At 35.4% G+C, this 24,057-nt stretch carries 22 protein-coding genes and 1 other annotated feature; all 22 genes read left to right on the top strand.

Going from position 1 to position 24,057, the window contains the following annotated elements; translation table 11 throughout:
• Window positions 1-545 precede the first annotated feature (545 nt).
• The gene (locus tag AC5LWL_RS15305; RefSeq protein ID WP_493435113.1) at window positions 546-2,024 is read left to right on the top strand and encodes a UDP-N-acetylmuramoyl-L-alanyl-D-glutamate--2,6-diaminopimelate ligase; all 1,479 of its coding nucleotides are present in this window, start codon (window positions 546-548) and stop codon (window positions 2,022-2,024) included.
• The gene (locus tag AC5LWL_RS15300) at window positions 2,008-2,448 is read left to right on the top strand and encodes a hypothetical protein (RefSeq protein ID WP_493435112.1); all 441 of its coding nucleotides are present in this window, start codon (window positions 2,008-2,010) and stop codon (window positions 2,446-2,448) included. The genes AC5LWL_RS15305 and AC5LWL_RS15300 overlap by 17 nt, the downstream gene beginning before the upstream one ends.
• A gap of 1 nt (window position 2,449) precedes the next feature.
• The gene (gene mraY / locus AC5LWL_RS15295; RefSeq protein ID WP_493435111.1) at window positions 2,450-3,424 is read left to right on the top strand and encodes a phospho-N-acetylmuramoyl-pentapeptide-transferase; all 975 of its coding nucleotides are present in this window, start codon (window positions 2,450-2,452) and stop codon (window positions 3,422-3,424) included.
• Window positions 3,425-4,777, top strand: coding sequence for a UDP-N-acetylmuramoyl-L-alanine--D-glutamate ligase (gene murD / locus AC5LWL_RS15290; protein WP_493435110.1), 1,353 nt, complete (start codon window positions 3,425-3,427; stop codon window positions 4,775-4,777).
• Between the two features lie 153 nt (window positions 4,778-4,930).
• Complete coding sequence (gene spoVE, locus AC5LWL_RS15285) at window positions 4,931-6,031, top strand: stage V sporulation protein E (RefSeq protein WP_493435109.1); 1,101 nt, start codon at window positions 4,931-4,933, stop codon at window positions 6,029-6,031.
• A 988-nt stretch (window positions 6,032-7,019) separates the two neighbouring features.
• A complete protein-coding gene (locus tag AC5LWL_RS15280; RefSeq protein ID WP_493435108.1) occupies window positions 7,020-7,787 on the top strand; it encodes a cell division protein FtsQ/DivIB in 768 nt (255 codons plus the stop codon).
• Window positions 7,784-8,485 (top strand): DUF881 domain-containing protein, encoded by a 702-nt coding sequence (locus AC5LWL_RS15275; RefSeq protein ID WP_493435107.1) that lies wholly within the window; start codon window positions 7,784-7,786, stop codon window positions 8,483-8,485. Before AC5LWL_RS15280 ends, AC5LWL_RS15275 begins: the two co-directional genes overlap by 4 nt.
• A gap of 120 nt (window positions 8,486-8,605) precedes the next feature.
• On the top strand, window positions 8,606-9,337 hold the full coding sequence (locus AC5LWL_RS15270; RefSeq protein ID WP_493435106.1) for a DUF881 domain-containing protein: 732 nt from the start codon (window positions 8,606-8,608) through the stop codon (window positions 9,335-9,337).
• Window positions 9,337-9,705, top strand: a complete 369-nt coding sequence (locus AC5LWL_RS15265) for a small basic family protein (RefSeq protein ID WP_493435105.1) — start codon at window positions 9,337-9,339, stop codon at window positions 9,703-9,705. The genes AC5LWL_RS15270 and AC5LWL_RS15265 overlap by 1 nt, the downstream gene beginning before the upstream one ends.
• Before the next feature lie 182 nt (window positions 9,706-9,887).
• Window positions 9,888-11,177, top strand: a complete 1,290-nt coding sequence (ftsA, locus tag AC5LWL_RS15260) for a cell division protein FtsA (protein ID WP_493435104.1) — start codon at window positions 9,888-9,890, stop codon at window positions 11,175-11,177.
• Between the two features lie 115 nt (window positions 11,178-11,292).
• The gene (gene ftsZ / locus AC5LWL_RS15255) at window positions 11,293-12,453 is read left to right on the top strand and encodes a cell division protein FtsZ (RefSeq protein ID WP_493435103.1); all 1,161 of its coding nucleotides are present in this window, start codon (window positions 11,293-11,295) and stop codon (window positions 12,451-12,453) included.
• A 520-nt stretch (window positions 12,454-12,973) separates the two neighbouring features.
• Window positions 12,974-13,909 carry a sigma-E processing peptidase SpoIIGA gene (gene spoIIGA, locus AC5LWL_RS15250; protein WP_493435102.1) on the top strand — a complete coding sequence of 312 codons (936 nt, stop codon included), beginning with the start codon at window positions 12,974-12,976 and terminating at the stop codon, window positions 13,907-13,909.
• A 43-nt stretch (window positions 13,910-13,952) separates the two neighbouring features.
• Complete coding sequence (gene sigE / locus AC5LWL_RS15245) at window positions 13,953-14,672, top strand: RNA polymerase sporulation sigma factor SigE (protein ID WP_493435101.1); 720 nt, start codon at window positions 13,953-13,955, stop codon at window positions 14,670-14,672.
• A gap of 189 nt (window positions 14,673-14,861) precedes the next feature.
• Window positions 14,862-15,641 carry an RNA polymerase sporulation sigma factor SigG gene (gene sigG, locus AC5LWL_RS15240; protein ID WP_493435100.1) on the top strand — a complete coding sequence of 260 codons (780 nt, stop codon included), beginning with the start codon at window positions 14,862-14,864 and terminating at the stop codon, window positions 15,639-15,641.
• Window positions 15,642-15,842: 201 nt separating this feature from the next.
• Window positions 15,843-16,112, top strand: coding sequence for a YlmC/YmxH family sporulation protein (locus AC5LWL_RS15235; RefSeq protein ID WP_493435099.1), 270 nt, complete (start codon window positions 15,843-15,845; stop codon window positions 16,110-16,112).
• Between the two features lie 68 nt (window positions 16,113-16,180).
• Window positions 16,181-17,008 carry a peptidoglycan editing factor PgeF gene (pgeF, locus tag AC5LWL_RS15230; RefSeq protein WP_493435098.1) on the top strand — a complete coding sequence of 276 codons (828 nt, stop codon included), beginning with the start codon at window positions 16,181-16,183 and terminating at the stop codon, window positions 17,006-17,008.
• A complete protein-coding gene (locus AC5LWL_RS15225; RefSeq protein ID WP_493435097.1) occupies window positions 17,009-17,686 on the top strand; it encodes a YggS family pyridoxal phosphate-dependent enzyme in 678 nt (225 codons plus the stop codon).
• Between the two features lie 12 nt (window positions 17,687-17,698).
• Window positions 17,699-18,178 (top strand): cell division protein SepF, encoded by a 480-nt coding sequence (locus AC5LWL_RS15220; RefSeq protein ID WP_493435096.1) that lies wholly within the window; start codon window positions 17,699-17,701, stop codon window positions 18,176-18,178.
• Between the two features lie 6 nt (window positions 18,179-18,184).
• Window positions 18,185-18,448 (top strand): YggT family protein, encoded by a 264-nt coding sequence (locus tag AC5LWL_RS15215; RefSeq protein ID WP_493435095.1) that lies wholly within the window; start codon window positions 18,185-18,187, stop codon window positions 18,446-18,448.
• A 182-nt stretch (window positions 18,449-18,630) separates the two neighbouring features.
• A complete protein-coding gene (locus AC5LWL_RS15210) occupies window positions 18,631-19,404 on the top strand; it encodes a YlmH family RNA-binding protein (protein WP_493435094.1) in 774 nt (257 codons plus the stop codon).
• A 703-nt stretch (window positions 19,405-20,107) separates the two neighbouring features.
• Complete coding sequence (locus AC5LWL_RS15205) at window positions 20,108-20,605, top strand: DivIVA domain-containing protein (protein WP_493435093.1); 498 nt, start codon at window positions 20,108-20,110, stop codon at window positions 20,603-20,605.
• A gap of 60 nt (window positions 20,606-20,665) precedes the next feature.
• Window positions 20,666-20,899: a binding site (T-box leader), on the top strand.
• Window positions 20,900-21,048: 149 nt separating this feature from the next.
• On the top strand, window positions 21,049-23,820 hold the full coding sequence (ileS, locus tag AC5LWL_RS15200) for an isoleucine--tRNA ligase (protein ID WP_493435092.1): 2,772 nt from the start codon (window positions 21,049-21,051) through the stop codon (window positions 23,818-23,820).
• Window positions 23,821-24,057: the final 237 nt, after the last annotated feature.

Below are 24,057 nucleotides of genomic sequence, written 5' to 3'. Positions count from 1 at the left end.
GCGGGAGTCTTCGTGTATTTAGGCTGCTCCCTGCTTTATCTAAAAAAACTTAGGGGGATTGCTTCTTTTTATGCGCCATGGTGCAAATTTGGTTGCATGGGTGCTACTCTTAAAATAAAGATTTTTATTCAGTACTAACGTCTGCAGGATTAGGTTCCAGGTTCTTTTTCTATTCAAAAACAAGTATAAAATAATGAATCATCATAGCGAAATTTATTGCTATCATGTAAAATAAATACGCTATGTAATTTGTTTTGTTCGGTACTTGTATTCGTTTTGGTATAATATAAATATTTAAAAGTGCGAGTTCAAAAAAGAAGGATAAAAAGGATCAAGAAGCTCGAGGCGGTTAAGCTCCTGAGCATCGGCCTTTCGCAGGATGTGGTGACTTCAATGTTGCTCACAGGACGTGAGCGTTTTTAGTTAAATACGTGTGAAGCGAAGATTAAGCCACGAAGAAATTTGACGTGTCTTTTTCTACCGGGCTTTTTGAACAACCTCTACAAAGATTACATATGGACTGATAGAAAAGAGGAATTGAGGAAATGCAATTAAAACAACTACTAAAAAGTTTACAGCCGTACACTGATTATACGGGAGAAGACATCGACGTTTTATCGATTGAAAATGATAATCGTAAAGTAATACAAGGCAGTTTATTTATTTGTATAAAAGGTTTTACTGTTGATGGTCATAACTTTGCGAAAAATGCGTATGAAGCAGGTGCGGTGGCTGTTGTTGCGGAAAAACCATTAAATCTTCCTATCCCTGTTATTGTTGTAAAAGATACAAAAAAAGCAAGCAGTATTTTGGCGGATGCTTTTTACGGTCAAGCAACACAGAAGCTGCAATTAATAGGAATTACAGGTACGAATGGTAAAACAACAACAAGCCATTTAGTTGAAGCGATATTAAAAGAGGCTAAGCGAAATACTGGTATTATTGGCACCATGTATACAAAAATTAATGATGAAATTCAAGAAACAAAAAATACAACACCAGAGCCGGTAACGCTGCAGAAAATTTTTCATCAAATGGTCGAATCAAGTGTAGATACGGCTGTTATGGAAGTGTCAAGCCATGCCTTAGTGGAAGGAAGAGTATTCGGCTGTGATTATGATGTAGCAGTGTTTACTAATCTTACGCAGGATCATCTAGACTATCATGGAACGATGGACGCATATAAACGGGCTAAAGGACTTTTATTTACTCGATTAGGCAATACATTTTCGGTGGAGAAGCCAAAATATGCTATTCTAAACAATGATGACCCGTGCAGCAAGGAATACAGTGAACAAACGACCGCCATTGTGTTGACATATGGGATTGATACGGATGCAGATGTTTCTGCAAAAAATATCAAAATGACAGCTTCAGGTACTAGTTTTCTATTACATACACCAATTGGAGATTTTCCTATAAACATGAAATTGGTCGGCAAATTCAGTGTCTATAATTTGTTGGCAAGTATTTCCACAGGGATAGTTTGTGGGATCTCAATAGACACAATTATTAAAGCTATTGAAAAGGTCGAAGGTGTTTCTGGAAGGTTTGAAACAGTGGATGCTGGGCAGGATTTTTCTGTTATTGTCGATTATTCTCACACGCCAGACAGTTTGGAAAATGCTCTGAAAACAGTGCAGCAAATTGCTGAAAAAGATATTTATGTGATCGTTGGATGTGGTGGCGACCGAGATAAAACGAAACGTCCTATTATGGCAAAAATTGCTTGTGAAAACGCAAATCATGCGATTTTTACAAGTGATAATCCAAGAAGTGAGGATCCTCTGCAAATATTAACGGACATGGAAGCAGGCGTACAGGGAGAAACCTATCAAGTAATCGAAAATCGAAAAAAAGCAATTTATTATGCGGTGAACAATGCTAAAGAAAAAGATATTATTCTAATTGCTGGTAAAGGACATGAAACATATCAGCAGATTGGCAAGCAAGTATTTGATTTTGATGATCGTCTTGTGGCGAAAGCAGCAATTGAGGAGCGTAAAAATGGAACTGTCTTATAAGCTGATCGTGCAAGCCATTCCTAATTCGAAAGGTTTTAGAGATGACCAAATATTATTTCAAACGGTTTCGTTTTTCGCCGATGTGAAGCAGCCAAAAGGACTTTTTGTCCCGTTATTTGGCAGCGCATCAGGAGAATTGAAAGATGCAATCGCAAATGGTGCAATCGGTGCAATATGGGAAAATGAAAAAACAATTCCTACCTATACACCAAATCACTTTCCAATATTTTATACAAAAGATCTGAAGAAAGGCTTAAAAAAAATGATAGAAATTTATGAAAAGCAGCAAGTAGAAACGAAAATGACAAAATTTATTTATAAAAAAGAAACAAGTCTGAATAAAGAAGTAGAAACATATGATATAGCGGTAATAAAAGAATTCCTACAGGCACATATAGCAAACGAACAGAAAGGAGGAGAATAACATGTTGGAGCAAGTGATCTTTTTTACGATTTTATTAGGATTTTTAATTACCGTATTAATCTCTCCAATTGTTATTCCTTTCTTGAGAAGATTAAAATTCGGACAAAGCATAAGAGAAGAAGGACCAAAATCGCATCAAAAAAAATCAGGAACGCCAACAATGGGCGGCGTTATGATTTTATTATCAGTTGTGGTTACAACATTAGTTATGACAAATAAATTTTCAGAACCAACGACAAAAACTTATTTATTGCTGTTTGTTATGTTAGGTTTTGGATTATTAGGCTTTTTAGATGACTTTATTAAAGTGGTAATGAAGCGTAATTTAGGCTTAACATCCAAACAAAAATTATTAGGGCAAATTATTATTTCCGTTATTGTCTATTTTGTCTTAAAGCAAACGAATTTTTCAACAGCTATACATATTCCTTTTGTTGATAAATCCTTTGACTTAGGATGGTTTTATGTATTATTTATTGTTTTCTGGTTAGTTGGTTTTTCCAATGCAGTAAATCTAACAGATGGTTTAGATGGGCTGGTTTCGGGAAGTGCAGCTGTCAGCTTTGGGGCGTTTGCCGTTTTAGCTTGGAGTCAGTCTCAATATGAAATTAGTATATTTGCAGTAGCAATTGTTGGTGCGGTATTAGGATTTTTAGTATTTAATGCACATCCTGCAAAAGTGTTTATGGGAGATACTGGATCATTAGCTCTTGGGGGAGCGATTGCCGCGATTGCTATTTTAACGAAATTAGAAATACTTCTTATTCTTATTGGCGGGGTGTTTGTTATTGAAACATTGTCTGTTATTTTGCAGGTGATATCCTTTAAATCAACAGGCAGAAGAATTTTTCGCATGAGTCCATTGCATCATCACTATGAACTGGTTGGCTGGTCAGAGTGGAGAGTAGTTGTTACATTCTGGAGTGTTGGGTTATTATTTGCTGTTCTAGGAATCTATATCGAGGTGTGGTTATAAATGAAACAAATACAAGATTATCATCATAAAAAGATTTTAGTGCTTGGACTCGCTAAAAGCGGGGTAAGTGCAGCGGCATTACTGCATAAATTAGGAGCATTTGTAACAGTAAATGACAGCAAACCATTAGACGAAAATCCAGAAGCACAAGGACTGCTCGAACAGGGCGTTACTGTTATTTGCGGCAGTCATCCAATTGAACTATTAGAAGAAGGGTTTCAGTTGATTGTTAAAAATCCGGGAATCCCATATTTTAATCCGATGATTAAAGGTGCGATGGAAAAAGGAATCCCTGTTATAACAGAAGTGGAGCTTGCTTATCGTATTTCAGAGGCGCCATTCTTAGCGATAACTGGTTCTAACGGAAAAACAACCACGACAACTCTTTTATTTGATATGTTAGAAAAAGACAATAAACAACCGCTGATTGCTGGAAATATTGGAATGGTTGCTTCAAGTGTTGCTCAAAAGGCAGAACAGAATAATCATATGGTGATAGAGTTATCATCTTTTCAATTAATGGGGATTGATCAATTTAAACCTAAAATAGCGATTATAACAAATATTTATGATGCCCATTTGGATTATCATGGTACAAGGGAAGAGTATGCGAAGGCAAAAGGGAATATCACAAAAAATCAAGATGAAAATGATTTTTTGATTGTGAACTTAGAGCAAGAGGAAGTAATGAAAATTGCCCGCAGCAGCAAAGCGACAATTATTCCTTTTTCTACTGTAAGACCATTACCATTCGGTGCTTACGTAAAAGACGGCAGCATTTATTTTCATGATGAAAAAATAATGGATGTAAAAGATATCGTCTTGCCAGGGGCGCATAATTTGGAAAATATTTTATCTTCTGTTGCAGCAGCAAAATTAGCAGGCGTCACTAACGAAAGCATTTTTGCTGTATTAAATACGTTTAAAGGTGTTAAACATCGACTTCAATTTATAGACGAGGTCAAAGGGCGCAGATTTTACAATGATAGCAAGGCGACTAATATACTGGCGACTAAAAATGCTCTTGCAGCATTTACAGCACCCGTTATTCTCCTTGCAGGTGGTTTGGATCGGGGCAATGAATTTGACGAGCTGCTGCCAGCGCTGAAAAATGTAAAAGCAATGATCACTTTTGGACAAACGGCAGAAAAGATGGAACGTTTAGGACTTCAGGCTGGAATAAAAAACATTCAACGTGTCGATAATGTGGAAAAGGCTGTACCTGTTGCTTTTGATTTTTCAGAAGAAGGGGATGTCGTTCTTCTTTCACCAGCATGCGCAAGCTGGGATCAATATAAAACTTTTGAAGTTAGAGGAGACATTTTTATCAATGCGGTGCATAAGCTTAAATAAGGGCTTGTCATACTGATTAGATCGTTGTTTTAGAATAAAGTGTAAAGAGGCAGACATTACGGAAACTTCACAGATCTTTACGTTTTAAGCGGAAATAAAGTTTTCTTGAGTCTTTTGCAAGCCCTAATACTTGCAACTCGAGGTGTGGTAGAAGTGCCGACAAAAAAAGCGACTCCAGATATAATATTAATGATTATTACCTTTACATTGCTGGCTATCGGGTTAATTATGGTTTACAGCGCTAGCGCTGTGTGGGCAGAATTTAAATTTGATGATTCCTTCTTCTTTGCGAAAAGACAGATGCTTTTTGCTGGAGTAGGAATTGTTGCAATGTTTTTTATCATGAATATTGATTATTGGACATGGAGAACATGGGCAAAGATGCTTGTAATTATTTGTTTCGTTTTATTAGTACTTGTTTTAATTCCAGGTGTAGGGAATGTGCGGAACGGTTCAAGAAGTTGGATAGGAGTAGGCGCGTTTTCTATTCAGCCATCAGAGTTTATGAAAATGGCGATGATTGCTTTTTTAGCAAAGTTTTTATCAGAAAATCAAAAAAAAATCACGTCTTTTAAAAAGGGGCTGCTTCCTGCATTAGGAATTGTATTCTTAGCATTTGGCATGATTATGCTTCAGCCGGATTTAGGTACTGGTACGGTGATGGTGGGGACAAGTGTTGTGATGATTTTTATTGCAGGAGCAAGAATTCGTCACTTTGTTATTCTCGGCTTAATTGGTTTAGGTGGTTTTGTCGGTTTAGTAGCATCTGCTCCATATCGTATTAAAAGGATCACATCCTTTCTTGATCCATGGTCAGATCCATTAGGAAGTGGGTTTCAAATCATTCAATCATTATATGCAATCGGTCCAGGAGGATTGTTTGGATTAGGATTGGGAGAAAGCAGACAAAAGTTTTTTTATTTGCCAGAACCGCAAACTGACTTTATCTTTGCCATTCTTTCAGAAGAACTTGGCTTTATTGGCGGATCACTTATTTTGTTGCTTTTTGCTTTGTTATTATGGCGAGGGATAAGAATTGCTTTAGGGGCACAAGATTTATTTGGAAGTTTTTTAGCTGTTGGCATTATTGCAATGGTTGCCATTCAAGTAATGATAAATATTGGCGTTGTTACCGGATTAATGCCGGTTACGGGAATAACACTTCCTTTTTTAAGCTACGGGGGTTCTTCGTTAACATTGATGCTTGTGGCAATCGGCGTATTATTAAATGTAAGCAGATATTCTCGTTATTAAAAAAGCTGTATAAAAAAATAGTTTTATTCATTTAAAGGTGGATCCGAATCGGACCATCTTTTTCTATGGAAATATTTATGTATTTTTCCGCGTTCCTATTTTTCCTTTAAAGAGTAACTATCTTCCCATTTTTTTATCTAAAGTGTTGCTCCAGGAAACGCATAATGGTATGATTCTGCTGGCAACCAATGTTAATGTGACAACGACATTGGATTTTCCAGAAAAAAACAATAAATTGTAAAAAAAGTTTGTTTTATTTAAATACAATTTCAGTATGATGATACTGTATTACAATTTTATATCATTTCGATTGATTTACACGATAATGTTTAAAATATAGTAAAATGAGGTACGTCAAAGAGGGGCAGTATGCCACATATAATCAAAATAGTGTATAATGATGGTTGCATTGGATATTTTTTCTATATTTGGAGCTGTAAATGAGTCATAATATCTTTCGTTGGGAATTGCGGGACAGGCGAGACTTCCAAAATACATATTATAACATGAAGTAAAAAGCACTTTTTGAGTCAGGAGAACATTTTTCTTCGGGGCTGAACAAGGCGCTTGCGCTTTTCTATTGTCTAGCTTCAGCGCCTAGCCCCTGTGAAAGATAACCTCCTGACTCTAAAAGTAAAAAACACTTTTTGATTCAAGAGAACATTTTTCTTCGAGGCTGAACAAGGCGCTTGCGCTTTTCTTGTGATATAATGAAAAAATTGAAAAGAGCATATTGTATATACAATTAAAGCCTGTTTATGGAAAAAAGTGAAGGATTTTTCAAATAAAAACAGAAGATTATAGTGACAGAAGCTTTCTACTAAACAAATGGTAGACGAAAGACTTGGAGAAACAATTCAAAGGGAGATTTTGCATTATTTATAGTGAAAATCCCACTTAGAATGAAATAAAAGATGCCTTCATACAGTGTCCCAATGGATTATGGACATCAACTATATAGCTTGTTATTTGATGAGGTGATTATTTTTTGGAAAAAGGAAAGATTGTTTCCATAGAAGATCGTATTCCAAAGTTAAAACAGCAGCGACGAAAAAAAGCGAATCGCCGACTCATTTTTTTACTTATGCTTTTTTTTCTGCTAATTAGTTGTATTATTTATTTCCAATCACCTCTGAGTCATGTAAAAGACATTGAAGTAACTGGAAATAGACTAACAAAACAAGAAGAAATAGAAAAGCTAAGTGGAATAACCGAAAATACGAATATGTGGAAAATTAACAAAAAGAAAGTGGCAGAAAAAATCAATGGTTTTTCTGATATAAAATCTACCAAAGTAACAACAGTGTTTCCTAACAAAGTGATTATTTCTGTGAAGGAATACAAAAGGCTTGCCTATTTATTAAAAGGGAATAAATATGTGCCAATCATTGAGTCGGGGAAAATGCTAACAGATAGAGAGACGGAAATCACACCATCCGATGCACCTATTATTATTGGCTTTAAGGAAGATCATATATTGGAAAAGATGGTAAGTGAGTTGGGGAAACTTCCAAAAGAAGTGTATAATAGCATATCTGAAATTCAATATACTCCCAAAAAAACAGATGCGTACCATATAAATGCGTTTATGAATGATGGGTTTGAAGTGGTAGCTTCGTTAAATACATTTGCAGATAAAATGGAACATTATCCATCTATCATTAGCCAATTAAATCCTAAAAAGAAGGGCATTATTGATTTAGAAGTAGGTTCTTATTTTAAAGAGTATAAAAAGGAAGGGGAAAAGGAAAATTGAAAAAGAAAGTGAAGGGAAGTCATGTTATCTTTTCCTTTGTTTTTCTTATTTTAGGCTTTATTGTCTCCTTTGCTTATCAATTGACAGAAGAAGAAAAAGAAAAACCGAAAATTACAGATAGTCAGTTTGAAAAAGATTTAGCTTTGCGAAATGAATTGATTAAACAAGAAGAAACAAATAATCAATTACAAAAAGAATTAAAAAATGCACAATATAAGCTGCTTCATTTTGAAAAAGAACTTTCAACAGAAGCTCAAACCTTTTCGGACTTAGCAGAAGATGCAGAAAAATATCGTATGTATTTAGGAAAAGTACCGGTAAAAGGAGAGGGAGTTGTCATTACACTTGAAGATGGTGATTACAATCCAAAAGACAATAATGTTAATCACTATCTTGTCCATGAACACCATATATTTCAAGTGGTAAATGAACTCTATGTCTCAGGTGCAACCGCTATTAGCATAAATGGTCAGCGATTATCCCATCAGTCATATATCCTTTGTAATGGACCTGTTATTGAAATCGATGGGTATCAGCATCCGGCTCCCTTTGTTATCACAGCAATTGGTGATGGTGATGTTTTAGAAGGTGCACTAAATATTTCTGGCGGAGTAAAGGATATTTTAGTTAATGAAAATGTTCGATTTACGCTGGAAAAAAAGGAAACAATTCAAATAGAGCCTCTTATTGGAAACTGAAGTGAAAAGAAGTTGAGTGTGATTTTATTTTCTAGTAAGTGCTAATTGGGCTATGGATCACTTATGGAATAATTATAAAATACATACTAAAGGAAACAGAAATAGAAAGTATGATGATTTGTGGATAAAAAACTTTTCACTATGACGATTATCACGTTAATTATCGGTTTCATGATTGCTGTTCAATTCCGAACAGTGAAAGAGCCTGAATTACGTGATACAAGAGATAGCTGGCAATTAAGAGAAGATATGTTGAAGGAAAAAGAAATGGAACTAAAGCTGTTAGAAGAAATCCGTTCAACAAATGATAAATTGGAAAAATATAAAAATGACCAATTACGCAGTAAAGAGCAGGTTTTACAAGGAACCATTGCAGAATTAAAAGAAGAGATTGGTCTAATAGAATCTAGCGGTCCAGGATTGGTTATTTTGATTGAACCTGTAAACGAAGAAATTTTATTGGGCGAAGAACCAGGAAAAATAACTGCTGATTTATTAAGAAGATTGATAAATGAACTGAATATGTATGGTGCGAAAGAAATAGCGATAAATGAGCAGCGTTTAATTAATACCACATCGATTAGAGATATTAATAATGTAACAAAAATTGATGGATATCCATTGGATAATCATCCGATAAAACTAAAAATTATCACTGAAAATATGGAAAATGCAGAAAAATTATACAATCGGATGAAAGTTTCAAAATCTGCTGATGAATTTTTTGTTTATAATCTCCTATTAACAATAAAAAAACCTGCCAAAAAAATAAAGGTGCCAGCTTATCAAAATACAATTGCAATACGTTTCATTAAGCCAGTTAAAGAGGACACTGAAGGAGGCGGTTCTTAGTGTGGCTGCCTGTTTTTGGGTTGATAGTAGGAATTGTTCTGGGGTTGTTATCGGATATAACCATTCCAGAACAATATGAGAATTATTTATCCATTGCTGTTCTTGCAGCACTAGATACATTGTTTGGAGGAATTCGTGCCCATCTGCAAAATATTTATGATCAAAAAGTATTTGTTACTGGATTCTTTTTTAATATTTTATTAGCTGCAAGTTTAGCTTTTCTCGGTGTGCATCTTGGTGTAGACTTATATTTAGCAGCTATTTTTGCCTTTGGTGTCCGTTTATTCCAAAATATAGCAGTTATTAGAAGGCTTGTTTTAACAAAATGGGAAAGTAAACGTCAAAAAGTAAAAAAAAATAAACGATAAAAAAGGGAATACATTAGTTTTGGCGAATAGTTACAGTAAAAATAATTATAATTGTTTAGGAATGGACAAGTTTCCATAAAGATTTATTGTCAAATTAAAATCTCCCAAACAATAAAGGAATTCGTTAAATAATATAATTTGTTGTTCACTTATATTTAAAATGCAAAAGGAGGTGCCCGAGAATGAACAGCAATGAGTTTTATGTGAGTCTAGACATCGGTACATCCAGCGTAAAGGTAATCATCGGTGAAATGATGAACGAATCTTTAAACATTATTGGAGTAGGCATCGTTCCTTCTGAAGGTTTAAAAAAAGGTTCAATTGTCGATATAGATGAAACAGTTCATTCCATTCGAAAAGCAATCGAACAAGCGGAAAGAATGGTCGGTGTAGAAATCAATCAAGTGATTGTTGGCGTTTCGGGAAATCATGTAAATCTGCAGCCATCCCATGGGGTTGTTGCAGTGTCAAGTGAAAATCGTGAAATTACCATTGAGGATGTTATCAGAGTGAAGGAAGCAGCACAAGTTGTTTCTATTCCCCCAGAAAGAGAAATAATTGATATCATTCCAACACAGTTTATTGTGGACGGTTTGGATGAAATTACTGATCCAAGAGGAATGATTGGTGTCCGCTTAGAAATGGAAGGAATTATCGTAACAGGCAGTAAAACTATTTTACATAACACACTAAGATGCGTGGAAAAAGCTGGACTTGAAATTGTAGATATCTGTTTACAGCCACTGGCAGCGGGTTCTTTTGCATTATCAAAAGATGAAAAGAACCTTGGTGTTGCTCTTATAGATATTGGCGGCGGCTCAACTACTATTGCAGTTTTTGAGAATGGTTTTTTGAAAACAACTAGTGTACTTCCGATAGGAGGAGACCATATCACAAAAGATATTTCCATTGGTCTTCGTACAACTACGGAAGATGCGGAGAAAATCAAAATAAAATATGGATATGCATTTTATGATCATGCTTCGGAAGAGGAAGTATTCAGCGTACCGATAATTGGCAGTGATCAACATCAACAATTTAATCAATTAGAGATTTCTGATATCATAGAAGCAAGAATAGAAGAATTGTTTGAATTAATTGTAGATGAACTAAAAAGATTAAGAGTATATGACCTGCCTGGTGGCTTTGTGTTAACAGGCGGTGTCGCTAATACGAAAGGAATTTTGGAGTTAGCACAAGATATGTATCAGAATCGAGTGAGAATTGCGATTCCTGATTATATTGGAGTAAGAGAGCCACAATATACTACTGCAGTTGGTTTAATTAAATTCTCCTATAAAAATAACAAACTTCAAGGTGGAAATATTCACCAAGCAGTTCCAGTAGCTGCAGCAGAAAGCAAAGAAAAAAGAAATCATAAACAATCTGCACAAAAGCCTGTCTATGAAAAACAGGCAACTGAAAAAGAACCATCTAAATTTAAAAAGTTTATGGGCTATTTTTTCGATTAAATGTAAAAGATTACTAGTGGGATTTATTGAGTGGAATATTTACTCCATATCACCAAAGATTTGAGACGCGGACAGTTCGATACTGCTGAATATCGACGAATTAGGAGGATTTGTCATGTTGGAATTTGATACTAATATAGATTCGTTAGCTACGATAAAAGTAATTGGTGTTGGCGGCGGCGGAAACAATGCTGTTAATAGAATGATTGAACATGGTGTTCAAGGTGTAGAATTCATTGCTGTGAATACAGATGCACAAGCATTGAATCTATCGAAAGCGGAAATAAGAATGCAAATTGGCGGAAAGTTAACAAGGGGATTAGGTGCAGGTGCTAACCCAGAAGTTGGAAAAAAAGCCGCGGAAGAAAGCAAAGAACAAATTGAAGAAGCGCTTAAGGGCTCTGATATGGTATTTGTTACTGCTGGAATGGGCGGTGGAACAGGAACTGGTGCCGCGCCAGTTATTGCACAAATAGCACGTGATTTAGGTGCATTAACAGTTGGGGTAGTTACAAGACCATTTACATTTGAAGGCAGAAAACGTTCTACACAAGCTGCTGGCGGGATTTCAGCAATGAAGGAAGCGGTAGATACATTAATTGTTATTCCAAATGATCGCTTGCTGGAAATTGTAGATAAAAGCACTCCAATGCTTGAAGCTTTTAGAGAAGCGGATAATGTACTGCGACAAGGTGTACAAGGTATCTCAGATTTAATCGCTACACCAGGATTAATCAATTTGGATTTTGCCGATGTGAAAACGATTATGGCGAATAAGGGATCAGCATTAATGGGAATCGGTGTTGCAGCTGGTGAAAATCGTGCATCTGAAGCAGCGAAAAAAGCTATTTCCTCTCCATTGTTGGAAAAATCTATTGATGGAGCACAAGGTGTATTAATGAATATTACGGGCGGCACAAACTTAAGCCTTTATGAAGTGCAGGAAGCTGCAGATATTGTTGCTTCTGCATCTGATCAAGAGGTAAATATGATATTTGGTTCTGTTATTAATGAAGAATTAAAGGATGAAATCGTTGTGACAGTTATTGCAACTGGTTTTAATACGGAAGTTATTCCTACACAACCTTCTGCTAGACCTTCATTTGGCAGTTCGAAACCAAATAATGCGCCAACAAGTAATCAACGCGAACCAAAAAGAGAAGAACAACAGCCACACTCCAATACGAAGGAAAATACTAGAAGAGATTCTGTACCACAAGGGGAAGAAACGCTAGATATTCCTACATTCCTACGTAATAGAAATCGTAGAAGATAACATAATAATAAAGTAAATAAAAAGTCTGAGAGTCTAAACTCTTAGGCTTTTTTTGTCGTCTAAAAGAATAATAAACGGAATAGGTTGGTGGATAACGCAGCGTTGATCTGCATTTAGCGACTAGTCTTTGTGAAAGCTAACTTTTTGCCTTTAAAAGTAAAAAAACTTTTTGAGTCAGGAGAACATTTTTCTTTTGGGCGAAACCAGGCGCCCCGCGCTTTTCTTCATAAAAAACTGACAATTAAACTTTAGAATATTAAATTATTGGCAGATGATAAATAATGACAAAATCTGTTCAGAATAGAGGAAATTTCTGTTTTTTTGATTACAGAAAGTGACACACTTTCCTAGACAATGTAGGTTATACTTTGTCGTAACAGATTAATAGAGTAAGAAAGGATGAACAATTTTAGTACTCTAGAAAATTCTCTAACAGGAAATCACTCTTAAAGCGTTTATCTCATCTAGAATGTTGAATGAATAATACAGCATTGTGCTTTTTAGAGAGGAGGCTTTGGATTTGGCCATTTATTTAGATGTAATATGGCTATTAAATTTTTTATTTGACAGTCTGCTACTCTACTTAACTGCAATCGTCTTAAAAAGAAATGCAAGTATTTGGAGAATCACGTTAGGTGGTTTTATAGGGAGTCTCATTATTTTATTTGCTGTTACTCCCCTTCATGTGTACACAAGTCACCCATTGTCTAAATTATTATTTTCGATTGTAATGATTTTAACGGCTTTTGGTTATAAAAAATTCCGGTATTTTATAAGTGGCCTTATGACCTTTTATTTTGCGACTTTTTTAATTGGAGGCACATTAATAGGCACACATTACTTTGTCCAATTTGATTTTCAATTATCTTCTTCTGTTTTACTCGCAAGTGTAAAAGGGTTTGGAGATCCTATTAGCTGGTTGTTTGTGTTAATTGGATTCCCCCTTGCATGGCATTTCTCCAAAAGAAATGTTGAGGGAATTGAAATGACAAAAATAAAGTATGACCAAATGGTTCAAGTATCATTTCAACTTGCAAACCAACAGTTTTCTGTAAGGGGGTTAGTTGACAGCGGGAATCAGGTATATGATCCAATTACGAGAATACCTGTTATGTTCGTATCTTTAAGCCAGTTAAATATGAATATTCCAGATGATTTACTTGCTTTCGCGGAGGATGCAGAGTCAATCATAAATGGTGAAAAAAAGGTTGCGGAAGAGTGGGAAGCTAAAATGCGCATTATTCCTTATAAAGTAGTGGGAAAGGAACATCAACTAATTATTGCAGTCAAACCAAAGGACCTTTTTATTACAACAGATCAAGAAATAATCAATGTGGAAAAAGGACTTATTTCGTTTACAAAACAGAAATTATCTTCCGATGATTCTTTCGATTGCATAGTACATCCAAAAATGCTGACAGGTCGGAAAATCATAAACAGTGAGAAAGTTAGTTAGTATACTATACTCATAAAATTCATCATTTAGAAGGAGGACAATTATGAAAAAATTAAAGCTACGACTCACTTATTATTGGTATAAATTATTAATAAAATTAGGAATTAAATCGGATGAAGTATTTTATATTGGCGGAAGTGAAGCATTGCCGCCTCCATTAAGCAAAGAAGAAGAAGAAGCCTTATTAATAAAGCTTCCAAAAGGAGATCCAGCAGCACGCTCTATGCTAATTGAAAGAAATCTTCGTTTGGTCGTTTATATAGCTAGAAAATTTGAAAACACTGGCATCAACATTGAAGATTTAATTAGCATTGGTACGATTGGTTTGATCAAAGCAGTGAATACATTTAATCCTGAAAAGAAAATTAAGCTTGCTACATATGCTTCAAGATGTATTGAAAATGAAATACTCATGTATTTAAGAAGAAATAATAAGATTCGTTCAGAGGTTTCGTTTGATGAACCTTTAAATATTGATTGGGATGGAAATGAATTATTATTATCAGATGTAATGGGGACAGAGAATGATATAATTACAAAAGATTTAGATGCGAATGTGGATAAAAAGCTATTAATCAAAGCATTGCATCAGCTTTCCAATAGAGAAAAGCAAATCATGGAACTGCGGTTTGGATTAGGAACTGGTGAAGAGAAAACACAAAAAGATGTGGCTGACATGTTAGGAATTTCTCAATCCTATATTTCTCGATTAGAAAAAAGAATCATTAAAAGACTGAAAAAAGAATTTAACAAAATGGTGTAAGGAGTTAAAAAATATAATTACCTTTATTATTCTTTAAAAAAATATTTTTGTGAAAAAAACCTTGTTTTATAAGTATAAACAAGGTTTTTTTTATCATGTGAAAATATTGCAAAATTCGTTCATGCATATTTTTCCTTCTCAAGGAAATACTGTTTTTTGAACAGCAGCTCCTATGAGGAGGGAAATAGATTGACTCGAAATAAAGTAGAAATTTGCGGTGTTGATACATCAAAGCTTCCAGTTTTAAAAAACGAAGAAATGAGAAAGCTCTTCAAGCAAATGCATCAGGGAGATATAACCGCAAGAGAAAGTCTGGTGAACGGAAATCTGCGCCTTGTTTTAAGCGTTATACAACGATTTAATAATAGAGGCGAATTTGTTGACGACTTATTTCAAGTTGGTTGTATTGGTCTAATGAAATCTATTGATAATTTTGATTTAAGTCAAAACGTAAAGTTTTCCACTTATGCTGTCCCGATGATCATTGGAGAAATACGTCGTTACTTACGCGATAATAATCCAATTAGGGTATCAAGGTCCTTAAGAGATATTGCTTATAAAGCATTGCAGGTAAGAGAGCGTTTAATGAGTAAAACATCCAAAGAACCGACAGCTGAGGAAATAGCGAAGGAGTTGGATATCCCCCATGAGGATATAGTTTTTGCATTAGATGCTATCCAAGATCCTGTTTCCCTTTTTGAACCAATCTATAATGATGGTGGAGATCCAATCTATGTAATGGATCAGTTAAGTGATGAAAAAAACAAGGATATCCAATGGGTAGAAGAGCTTGCATTAAAAGAGGGCATGAGAAGACTGAATGATCGTGAGAAGCTTATCTTGCGAAAACGGTTTTTTCAAGGAAAAACACAAATGGAAGTTGCAGATGAAATTGGAATATCACAAGCTCAAGTATCACGATTAGAAAAAGCTGCTATCAAACAAATGAATAAAAATATACAAAGCTAATTTTATTTGTATATCCTTAAAAGACCGCTAAAAAGAGCGGTCTTTTTGTATGTCTAGCTCTGGCGTACAGGATTAGGGAAATAAAGCAGAACAATAGAATTTGTACTATTTTTTCCTCCTGCCAACATATAATTTATTTAAGGCCGTACATTTGATTCCAAATAGATAAATAATCTGTTAAATAGATGGTAGGAGTGAACAATGATGAAAATATCTGATTTTCAAATAAAAGATGTTGTAAATGTTGCTAATGGAAAAAAGCTGGGTAATATAGGAGATATAGATATTAATTTACAAACAGGAAAGATTGAGTCAATTATTATTGGTGGTCCTGGAAAGGTACTTGGTTTTTTTGCAAGAGAAGCAGATATAGTAATTCCATGGAGTAATATTTTGAAAATTGGGGAAGACGTTATATTAGTACGCTATAATAATCATTTGGCACTAACAGAGGTGGAAGAAACAAACTAAAAAATGATTTTTTGTGACCAAAATACTTGGTCTATGGTACACTAGAAAAAAACAATGAGGACATAAAAATGGAGCCATTTATTTTAAAAGAAGAAGAGTTCTTCACAATTAGTGATTGGTGTCATGCATACCCCCATTTAAAAGCCGGATTCACTACTAAAAATGGAGGGAAAAGCAGCAATGACTTGGCAAGCTTAAACCTTGCCTTTCATGTAAATGATGCAAAAGAAACGGTCTGCGCCAACCGGAAAATAGTAGCAGATAAGTTGAACTTTCCTATAGAAAAATGGGTTGGTGCAGAGCAAACACATAAAACGAATGTTAAAATAGTGACAAAGGAACTTGCAGGAACAGGTGCGACTGATTATGAATCTGCCATTTCTGATACAGACGGACTATTCACGGTGGACAAAGGTGTTTTATTAACATTATGTTATGCTGATTGTGTGCCGTTATATTTTTTTCACCCTGCAACTGGTGCGATTGGAATTGCTCATGCTGGCTGGAAAGGGACGGTGCAATGTATTGCAAAAGAAATGATTGCCATTTTTTCTGCTCATCACATAAAAGCAAACGAAATATTGGTTGTGATCGGCCCTTCCATTTCTCAAGCAAACTATGTTGTTGATTATCGGGTTATAACCGAGGTGGAGAAAATATTGGAGCATAATGACGCTAAACCGTATCAATATGTATCGCCAAATCAATATGCATTAAATTTGCAGCAGCTTAATAAGCAAATAGTAGAAAAAGCTGGAGTGAATGAAAAGCATATTCAAATAACGAATTATTGCACCAGTAAGCATCAAGACTATTTTTATTCCCACCGGCGGGATAATGGAAAGACTGGAAGAATGATGAGTTTTATTGGCTGGAGAGAGGATGTTATCGTTTAAATGTTTGTAAAAGGTAATTTAGCTGAAATTAATAAAAATATAGAAGAAGCATGTATGAAAGCAAATCGTTCAACGGATGATATTACCGTAATTGCTGTGACAAAATATGTTACAATAGAAAGAGCTCAAGAAGCATTAGAAGCTGGAGTGGTACATTTAGGAGAAAATCGGGAAGAAGGACTTTTATCCAAACAGGAAGTTTTAAAGGACAAGCCTGTGTGGCATTTCATTGGCTCATTGCAAACAAGGAAAGTAAAAAGTATTATTAACCATGTAGACTATATTCATTCACTTGATCGTTTGAGCTTGGCAAAAGAGATACATAAACGCGCCGATAAAACGATAAAATGTTTTGTGCAAGTAAATGTTTCGCAAGAAGAAACAAAACATGGATTGGCACCTAAAGATACCATTCGTTTTATCGAAAATTTAGCGGAATATACAAATATTGAAATCGTTGGTTTAATGACAATGGCCCCTTTTACTGACGATGAAGTAAGCCTGCGCTATTGCTTTCAAACATTAAAACAACTGCAAACAGCTATTCAAAATTTACAGTTAAACTATGCACCATGTAGCGAGCTTTCTATGGGAATGTCAAATGATTACTCGATTGCTATCGAAGAAGGAGCAACCATGGTAAGAATTGGAACTGCTTTAGTAGGAAACGAGAAATAGGAGGCTAAAAAAATGAGTTTAAAATCAAAAATAAAAACATTCTTTTTTTTAGAAGATGAGTATGATGAAGAACAAGAAAGATACGAAGAAGAAGCTGAACCTGCAAAAAATTATAAGCAACAGCAGTCACAGCATCAGCAGCATGTTTCCAATCAGCATCCATCCACACAGCAAAAACAAAATGTTGTTAGCTTGCAAAGTGTACAAAAAGCATCAAAAGTGTTTTTAGTGGAGCCTCGGGTTTATGCGGAAGCACAGGATATTGCTGATCAACTGAAAAACAGACGGGCAGTTGTCGTCAATTTGCAGCGTATTGAAAAAGATCAAGGAAAAAGAATTGTCGATTTTCTTAGTGGCACCGTATATGCCATCGGTGGAGATATCCAAAAAATTGGAACCGATATCTTTTTATGTACCCCGGATAATGTAGAAGTTTCAGGGAATATCTCACAGATACTTCAAGAAACTGAATTTGAAAATACGAGGTGGTAGAGTTTAATGGAAATAGTATTTTATGTTATTCATAAGCTAATACAATATTATTCTTATGCGTTGATTATTTATATTCTAATGTCATGGATTCCAAATGCAAGGGAAACAGCTGTCGGCGGTTTTTTAGCACGTATTTGTGAGCCGTATCTAGAACAATTTAGAAGGTTTATTCCGCCAATTGGCATGATCGATATTTCTCCAATTGTTGCTTTTTTTGTCTTGAAATTAGCAAGCGGAGGCGTTAGTCAATTAGCTAATTGGTTCATCTAAATAAACTTAAGAAAAAGGCGGTGAGCATGCCTTTTTCTTTTTTATGTTAAAAGATACTATTGCTTTAATACGGAAACAGTGAAACTCCTATATAAATAGTACTAGAATACCCACAGCGAAAGCACCTCTTTTCAGGGGAGCCTTGTTATAAAAGTTTTTATAAACAGGAAAAGGAGAAAAAAATGTCAATCTATCAGCATTTTCGTCCAGAAGAAAAAGACTTTATTGATCAAGCGCATGCATGGCGAAATGAGGTGGAAAATTCTTATGCACCAAAGCTGACAGATTTTTTAGATCCTCGAGAACAAAAAATAGTCAGCATGATCATCGGCCAAAATCAACCGGTTCAATATGTCCTTTCAGGTGGAACCGATGAAGCAGAACGTAAAAGAGCACTGCTTTATCCAGATTACTATCAGATACAGGAAAATGATTTTCAGCTAGCTTTACTGGAAATTGATTACCCGAAAAAATTTATCACAATCGAACACCCTCAAGTACTTGGAAGTTTAATGTCATTGGGGCTAGCAAGAGGTAAATTCGGTGACATTATCATAAAAGATAACAGAATTCAATTGATTGTATGCGAAGAGATGAAAGATTATATACGCCTGCAGCTAGACTCCATAGGAAAAGCGAAAGTACAGTTACTAGAGGAAAAGTGGGAAAATGTTCTACATCCAGAAGAAAACTGGATAGAATCAAGCACTACAATATCCTCTTTAAGACTAGATACAGTCCTTGCCGGAATATACAATATTTCCAGACAAAAGGCACAAAGCTATATTACACAAGGCTTAACAAAAGTGAATTTTGCAGTAATCGAGCAAGTAGCTTTCGTCTGCGAAGAAGGAGATGTACTTTCGGTAAGAGGACAAGGAAGATCGATTGTGAAAGAAATAGAAGGAAAAACAAAAAAAGACAAATGGAGAGTCGTCGTGGGGAAAATAAAGTAAATTCATTTAAATCAAGCAGAAACATCAAAAAGAAACCCTAACCTTTTACGAATAAAAGTCACGCCATGACCCATAAAAAAAGCAGTTTCCCTAAGTTTTTTGTTTCTTAAAACAGAGAGCAGCCTGCATACACGAAGACTCCCGCGGGATTGTGAGAAAGACGAGACCCCGCAGCGCAGCGAGGAGGCTCGTCACTCACCCGCAGGAAAGCGAAGTGTATGCAGGATGCGGACTCATTGAGAGAGCCAAATCCTATTTTCAGGTAGACACCCATCCAACATGGCTAATGAAAAGAAGCAGCTTTCTATTTGTTTTATGTCCTAAGTTTAAAGCAGGGAGCAGGTGGAATACACAAAGACTCCCGTGGGAAAGCGAGAAAGACGAGACCCTGTAGGAGCGTAGCGACGAAGCGGCTCGGCGCTCGCCCACAGGAAAGCGAAGTGTATTCCGGCTGCGGAACCTTTTTTTCAGGGTAGCTTAGAAACAAGAAAAAACATTTGCTTTTCTTTCCAAAAAGAATAGTTTCTTTCCAACCTAACTATGTTACAATATTTTCAAAGGTAATTAATTTGTCCCTCCTTCTCTTTTTTTGCCGTATTTCTTAAAAAATTTGAAGGAATTACATTAAAACTGTCGAATTGATGTAGAATGATACATAATAAAACAAATAATGAAAAGAAATTGAAGCTTGGGAGGTGGCATCATGCCATTAACACCGTTAGACATTCACAATAAAGAATTCAGTAAAGGGTTTCGTGGATATGATGAAGACGAAGTAAATGAGTTTTTAGATCAAGTAATAAAAGATTATGAAAACATAATTCGTGAGAAAAAAGCAATGGAAGAAAGATTAAATGAACTAACAGATCGAATTGGACATTATAATAATATAGAAGAAACATTAAATAAATCAATTGTCGTAGCACAAGAGGCAGCAGAAGAAGTAAAGCGCAATGCACAAAAAGAGGCAAAGCTAATCATTAAAGAAGCTGAAAAAAATGCAGATCGCATTATCAATGAATCATTATCAAAGGCAAGAAAAATCGCATTGGAGATTGAAGAATTGAAAAAACAATCTAAAGTTTTCCGAACTCGATTTAAAATGCTCATTGAAGCTCAATTGGATATGTTAAACAATGATGATTGGGATCATCTATTGGAATACGAATTAGATGCGACAGAACTGAATTCCTCAAAATAATAATCATATCTTGACGAACAGTGCTATTATAGCCTATAATTTTTTAACAAAAGTATATTCATGTTTGCGTGGACAGGGACAGTACAATTAACAGTAGCTTATAGAAGCGAATCAGGGATGGTGGGAGCCTGATATAAGCAGAAAATTGGAAAATCACCCTTGAGTACCTTTTTTGAAAATGCAAGTAGGAAAAGGCGGTTCATTACCGTTACAAAATGCTCAAAGTGGATGGAAGCTTGCCTTCTGTCTATAAGGGTGGTACCGCGGGATAAATCTAACCTTCTCGTCCCTTTTATGGGATGAGGGGTTTTTTGTTATGTACTGATTAATTAACAGCTTATGTTGCCTATAATAATAGTAAGATTGATTACTCATCTTATACATAATAAAAGCAGAACAGCGAACATGAATACAAAGAGAATTTAAAATGGAGGAACGTATAAATGGAATACAAAGACACATTGCTTATGCCCAAAACAGCTTTTCCGATGAGAGGAAATCTTCCTAATCGCGAACCGGAAATTCAAACAAAATGGAATGAAATGAGTATTTATGAAAAGGTGCAAGAACGTACAAAGGATCGTCCAAAATATATTTTGCATGATGGACCACCATATGCAAACGGTGATATTCATATTGGACATGCATTAAATAAAATTTTGAAAGATTTTATTGTTCGATATAAATCAATGACTGGCTTCAACGCTCCATATGTTCCAGGCTGGGATACACATGGTCTGCCAATTGAACAGGCTCTTACAAATAAAGGGGTAAAACGTAAAGAAATGACGGTTGCTGAATTCCGTAAACTTTGTGAAGAATATGCACTTGGGCAAATCGATAGCCAAAGAGAACAATTCAAACGTTTAGGAGTTCGCGCTGATTGGGAAAATCCTTATATTACATTAAAACCGGCATATGAAGCACAACAAATTAAAGTATTTGGTGAAATGGCGAAAAAAGGATATATCTATAAAGGGAAAAAACCAGTATATTGGTCTCCAACTAGTGAATCAGCATTAGCAGAGGCAGAAATTGAATATAAAGACAAACAGTCTGCATCCATTTATGTTGGCTTTAAAGTGAAAGAAGGAAATGGGGTTATTGGCGAAGATGTTCAAATTGTTATTTGGACGACAACACCATGGACCATTCCAGCGAATTTAGGAATTTCCGTTCATCCAGAATTAACTTATGTTGTAGTGGAGGAAAAAGGAAATAAGTATCTAGTGGCAAAAGACTTATTAGAAGCAGTAAAAACAGAAATAGAATGGCAAGAGGCTAAGATCGTACAAGAGGTAAAAGGTTCTGAGCTTGAGAACATAAAGGCAGCACATCCTTTATATGATCGTGAATCACTTGTTATGCTTGGAGAACATGTTACAACAGATGCTGGTACTGGTTGTGTCCATACAGCACCAGGACATGGTGAGGATGACTTTCTTGTAGGTCAGAAGTATGGCTTAGAAGTGCTGTGTCCAGTTGATGATAAAGGAGTAATGACTTCAGAAGCTCCTGGATTTGAAGGGTTATTTTATGATAAAGCAAATAAACCAATTACTGAAAAGTTAGAAGAAGTTGGTGCTCTGCTAAAATTAGCATTTATTACACATTCTTATCCGCATGATTGGAGAACGAAAAAACCAGTTATTTTCCGTGCTACTGCACAATGGTTTGCTTCTATAAAAGACTTCCGAAATGAACTTTTAGATGCAGTAAAAGAAACAAAGTGGGTTCCAGCATGGGGAGAAACAAGACTCTTTAACATGGTTCGCGACCGTGGTGACTGGTGTATTTCCAGACAGCGTGCATGGGGAGTGCCAATTCCGGTATTTTATGCGGAAAATGGCGAAAGTGTTATTACGGATGAAACAATTGATCACATCTCTAGCCTATTTAGAGAACATGGTTCCAATATTTGGTTCGAAAAAACAGCAAAAGAATTATTGCCAGAAGGATTTACGCATTCTGGAAGTCCAAACGGAATATTTACAAAAGAAACAGATATTATGGATGTTTGGTTTGATTCTGGTTCTTCTCATCAATCTGTATTGGAAGAGAGAGAAGAATTACAAAGACCTGCAGATCTTTATTTAGAAGGATCTGACCAATATCGCGGCTGGTTTAACTCTTCGTTATCAACAGCAGTTGCTGTTACTGGAAAAGCTCCTTATAAAGGGGTGTTAAGCCATGGCTTCGTTTTAGATGGAGAAGGCAGAAAAATGAGTAAGTCTCTAGGAAATGTTATGGTGCCATCTAAAGTAATGAACCAACTGGGAGCTGATATTCTTCGTTTATGGGTTGCTTCAGTTGATTTCCAGGCAGATGTTCGTGTGTCTGATGCTATATTGAAACAAGTAACAGAGGGATACCGTAAGATCAGAAATACATTCCGCTTCCTATTAGGAAATTTAGCAGATTTTGATCCGAAAACAAATAGTGTTGCATATGAGGATCTTCGAGAAGTAGATCAATTTATGCTCGTTAAACTGAACAATCTGGTTAAAAACGTAACGGAAGCCTATGATAAATTCGAATTTTCAACGATTTATCATAATATTAATAATTTCTGTACCCTTGATTTAAGTTCATTCTATTTAGATTTTTCAAAAGATGTTTTATATATTGAAGCAGCTGATAATCTTGAAAGAAGAGCGATTCAAACTGTTTTATATGAAAGCTTGCTAAGTTTAACAAAATTAGTTGCGCCAATTCTTCCACATACTGCGGATGAAGTTTGGGCTCATATTTCTTCTGAGACAGAAGAAAGTGTGCAGTTGACAGATTTCCCTGAATACACAGAGCATCAAAACAGAGAAGCATTACAAGAAAAATGGAATCAGTTTATGCAATTGCGTAATGATGTATTAAAAGCATTAGAAGAAGCTCGTAATCAAAAAATTATCGGGAAATCACTTGCAGCTAAAATCACACTTTATGTAAGTGAAGAAACAAATGAACTGTTAAACTCTATTCAAGAGAATTTAAAACAATTGTTTATTGTCTCAGGATTTGAAGTGGCAGGAGAATATGAAGTTGCTCCTGAAGAAGCATTGAAACTGGAGCATGCTGCTATTGTTGTCTCGAAAGCAGAAGGCGAGACTTGTGAAAGATGCTGGACTGTCACAACAGATATTGGCACGGTTGAAGAACATCCAACACTTTGTGCAAGATGTGCATCTGTTGTAAAAGAAAACTACAAAGATTTAGCTTAAAAGTTGAGTTTGTGTAGACGGTTTGTATTTCGAAGCGTGAAGGCTTGGAAATAAGAATCCGTGCAATGTGATTATTAGATAATGGACATTTGTTAATATCCTAAAGCCATGACAATTTTTATGTCATGGCTTTTTTTGTTCTCTTCTTTAAAGGTGGTAGAACATGTATTATTCCAAAATCTAAAAAAGAATTTATGTAAAAATACTTCCACCTCCGTTAATAGTTGTTATGACTGT

This window comes from Niallia sp. WK069_GA_01, from assembly GCF_983173855.1.
The sequence above is the reverse complement of the archived record's forward strand: the minus strand, read 5'-3'. Positions and strand labels throughout refer to the sequence as shown.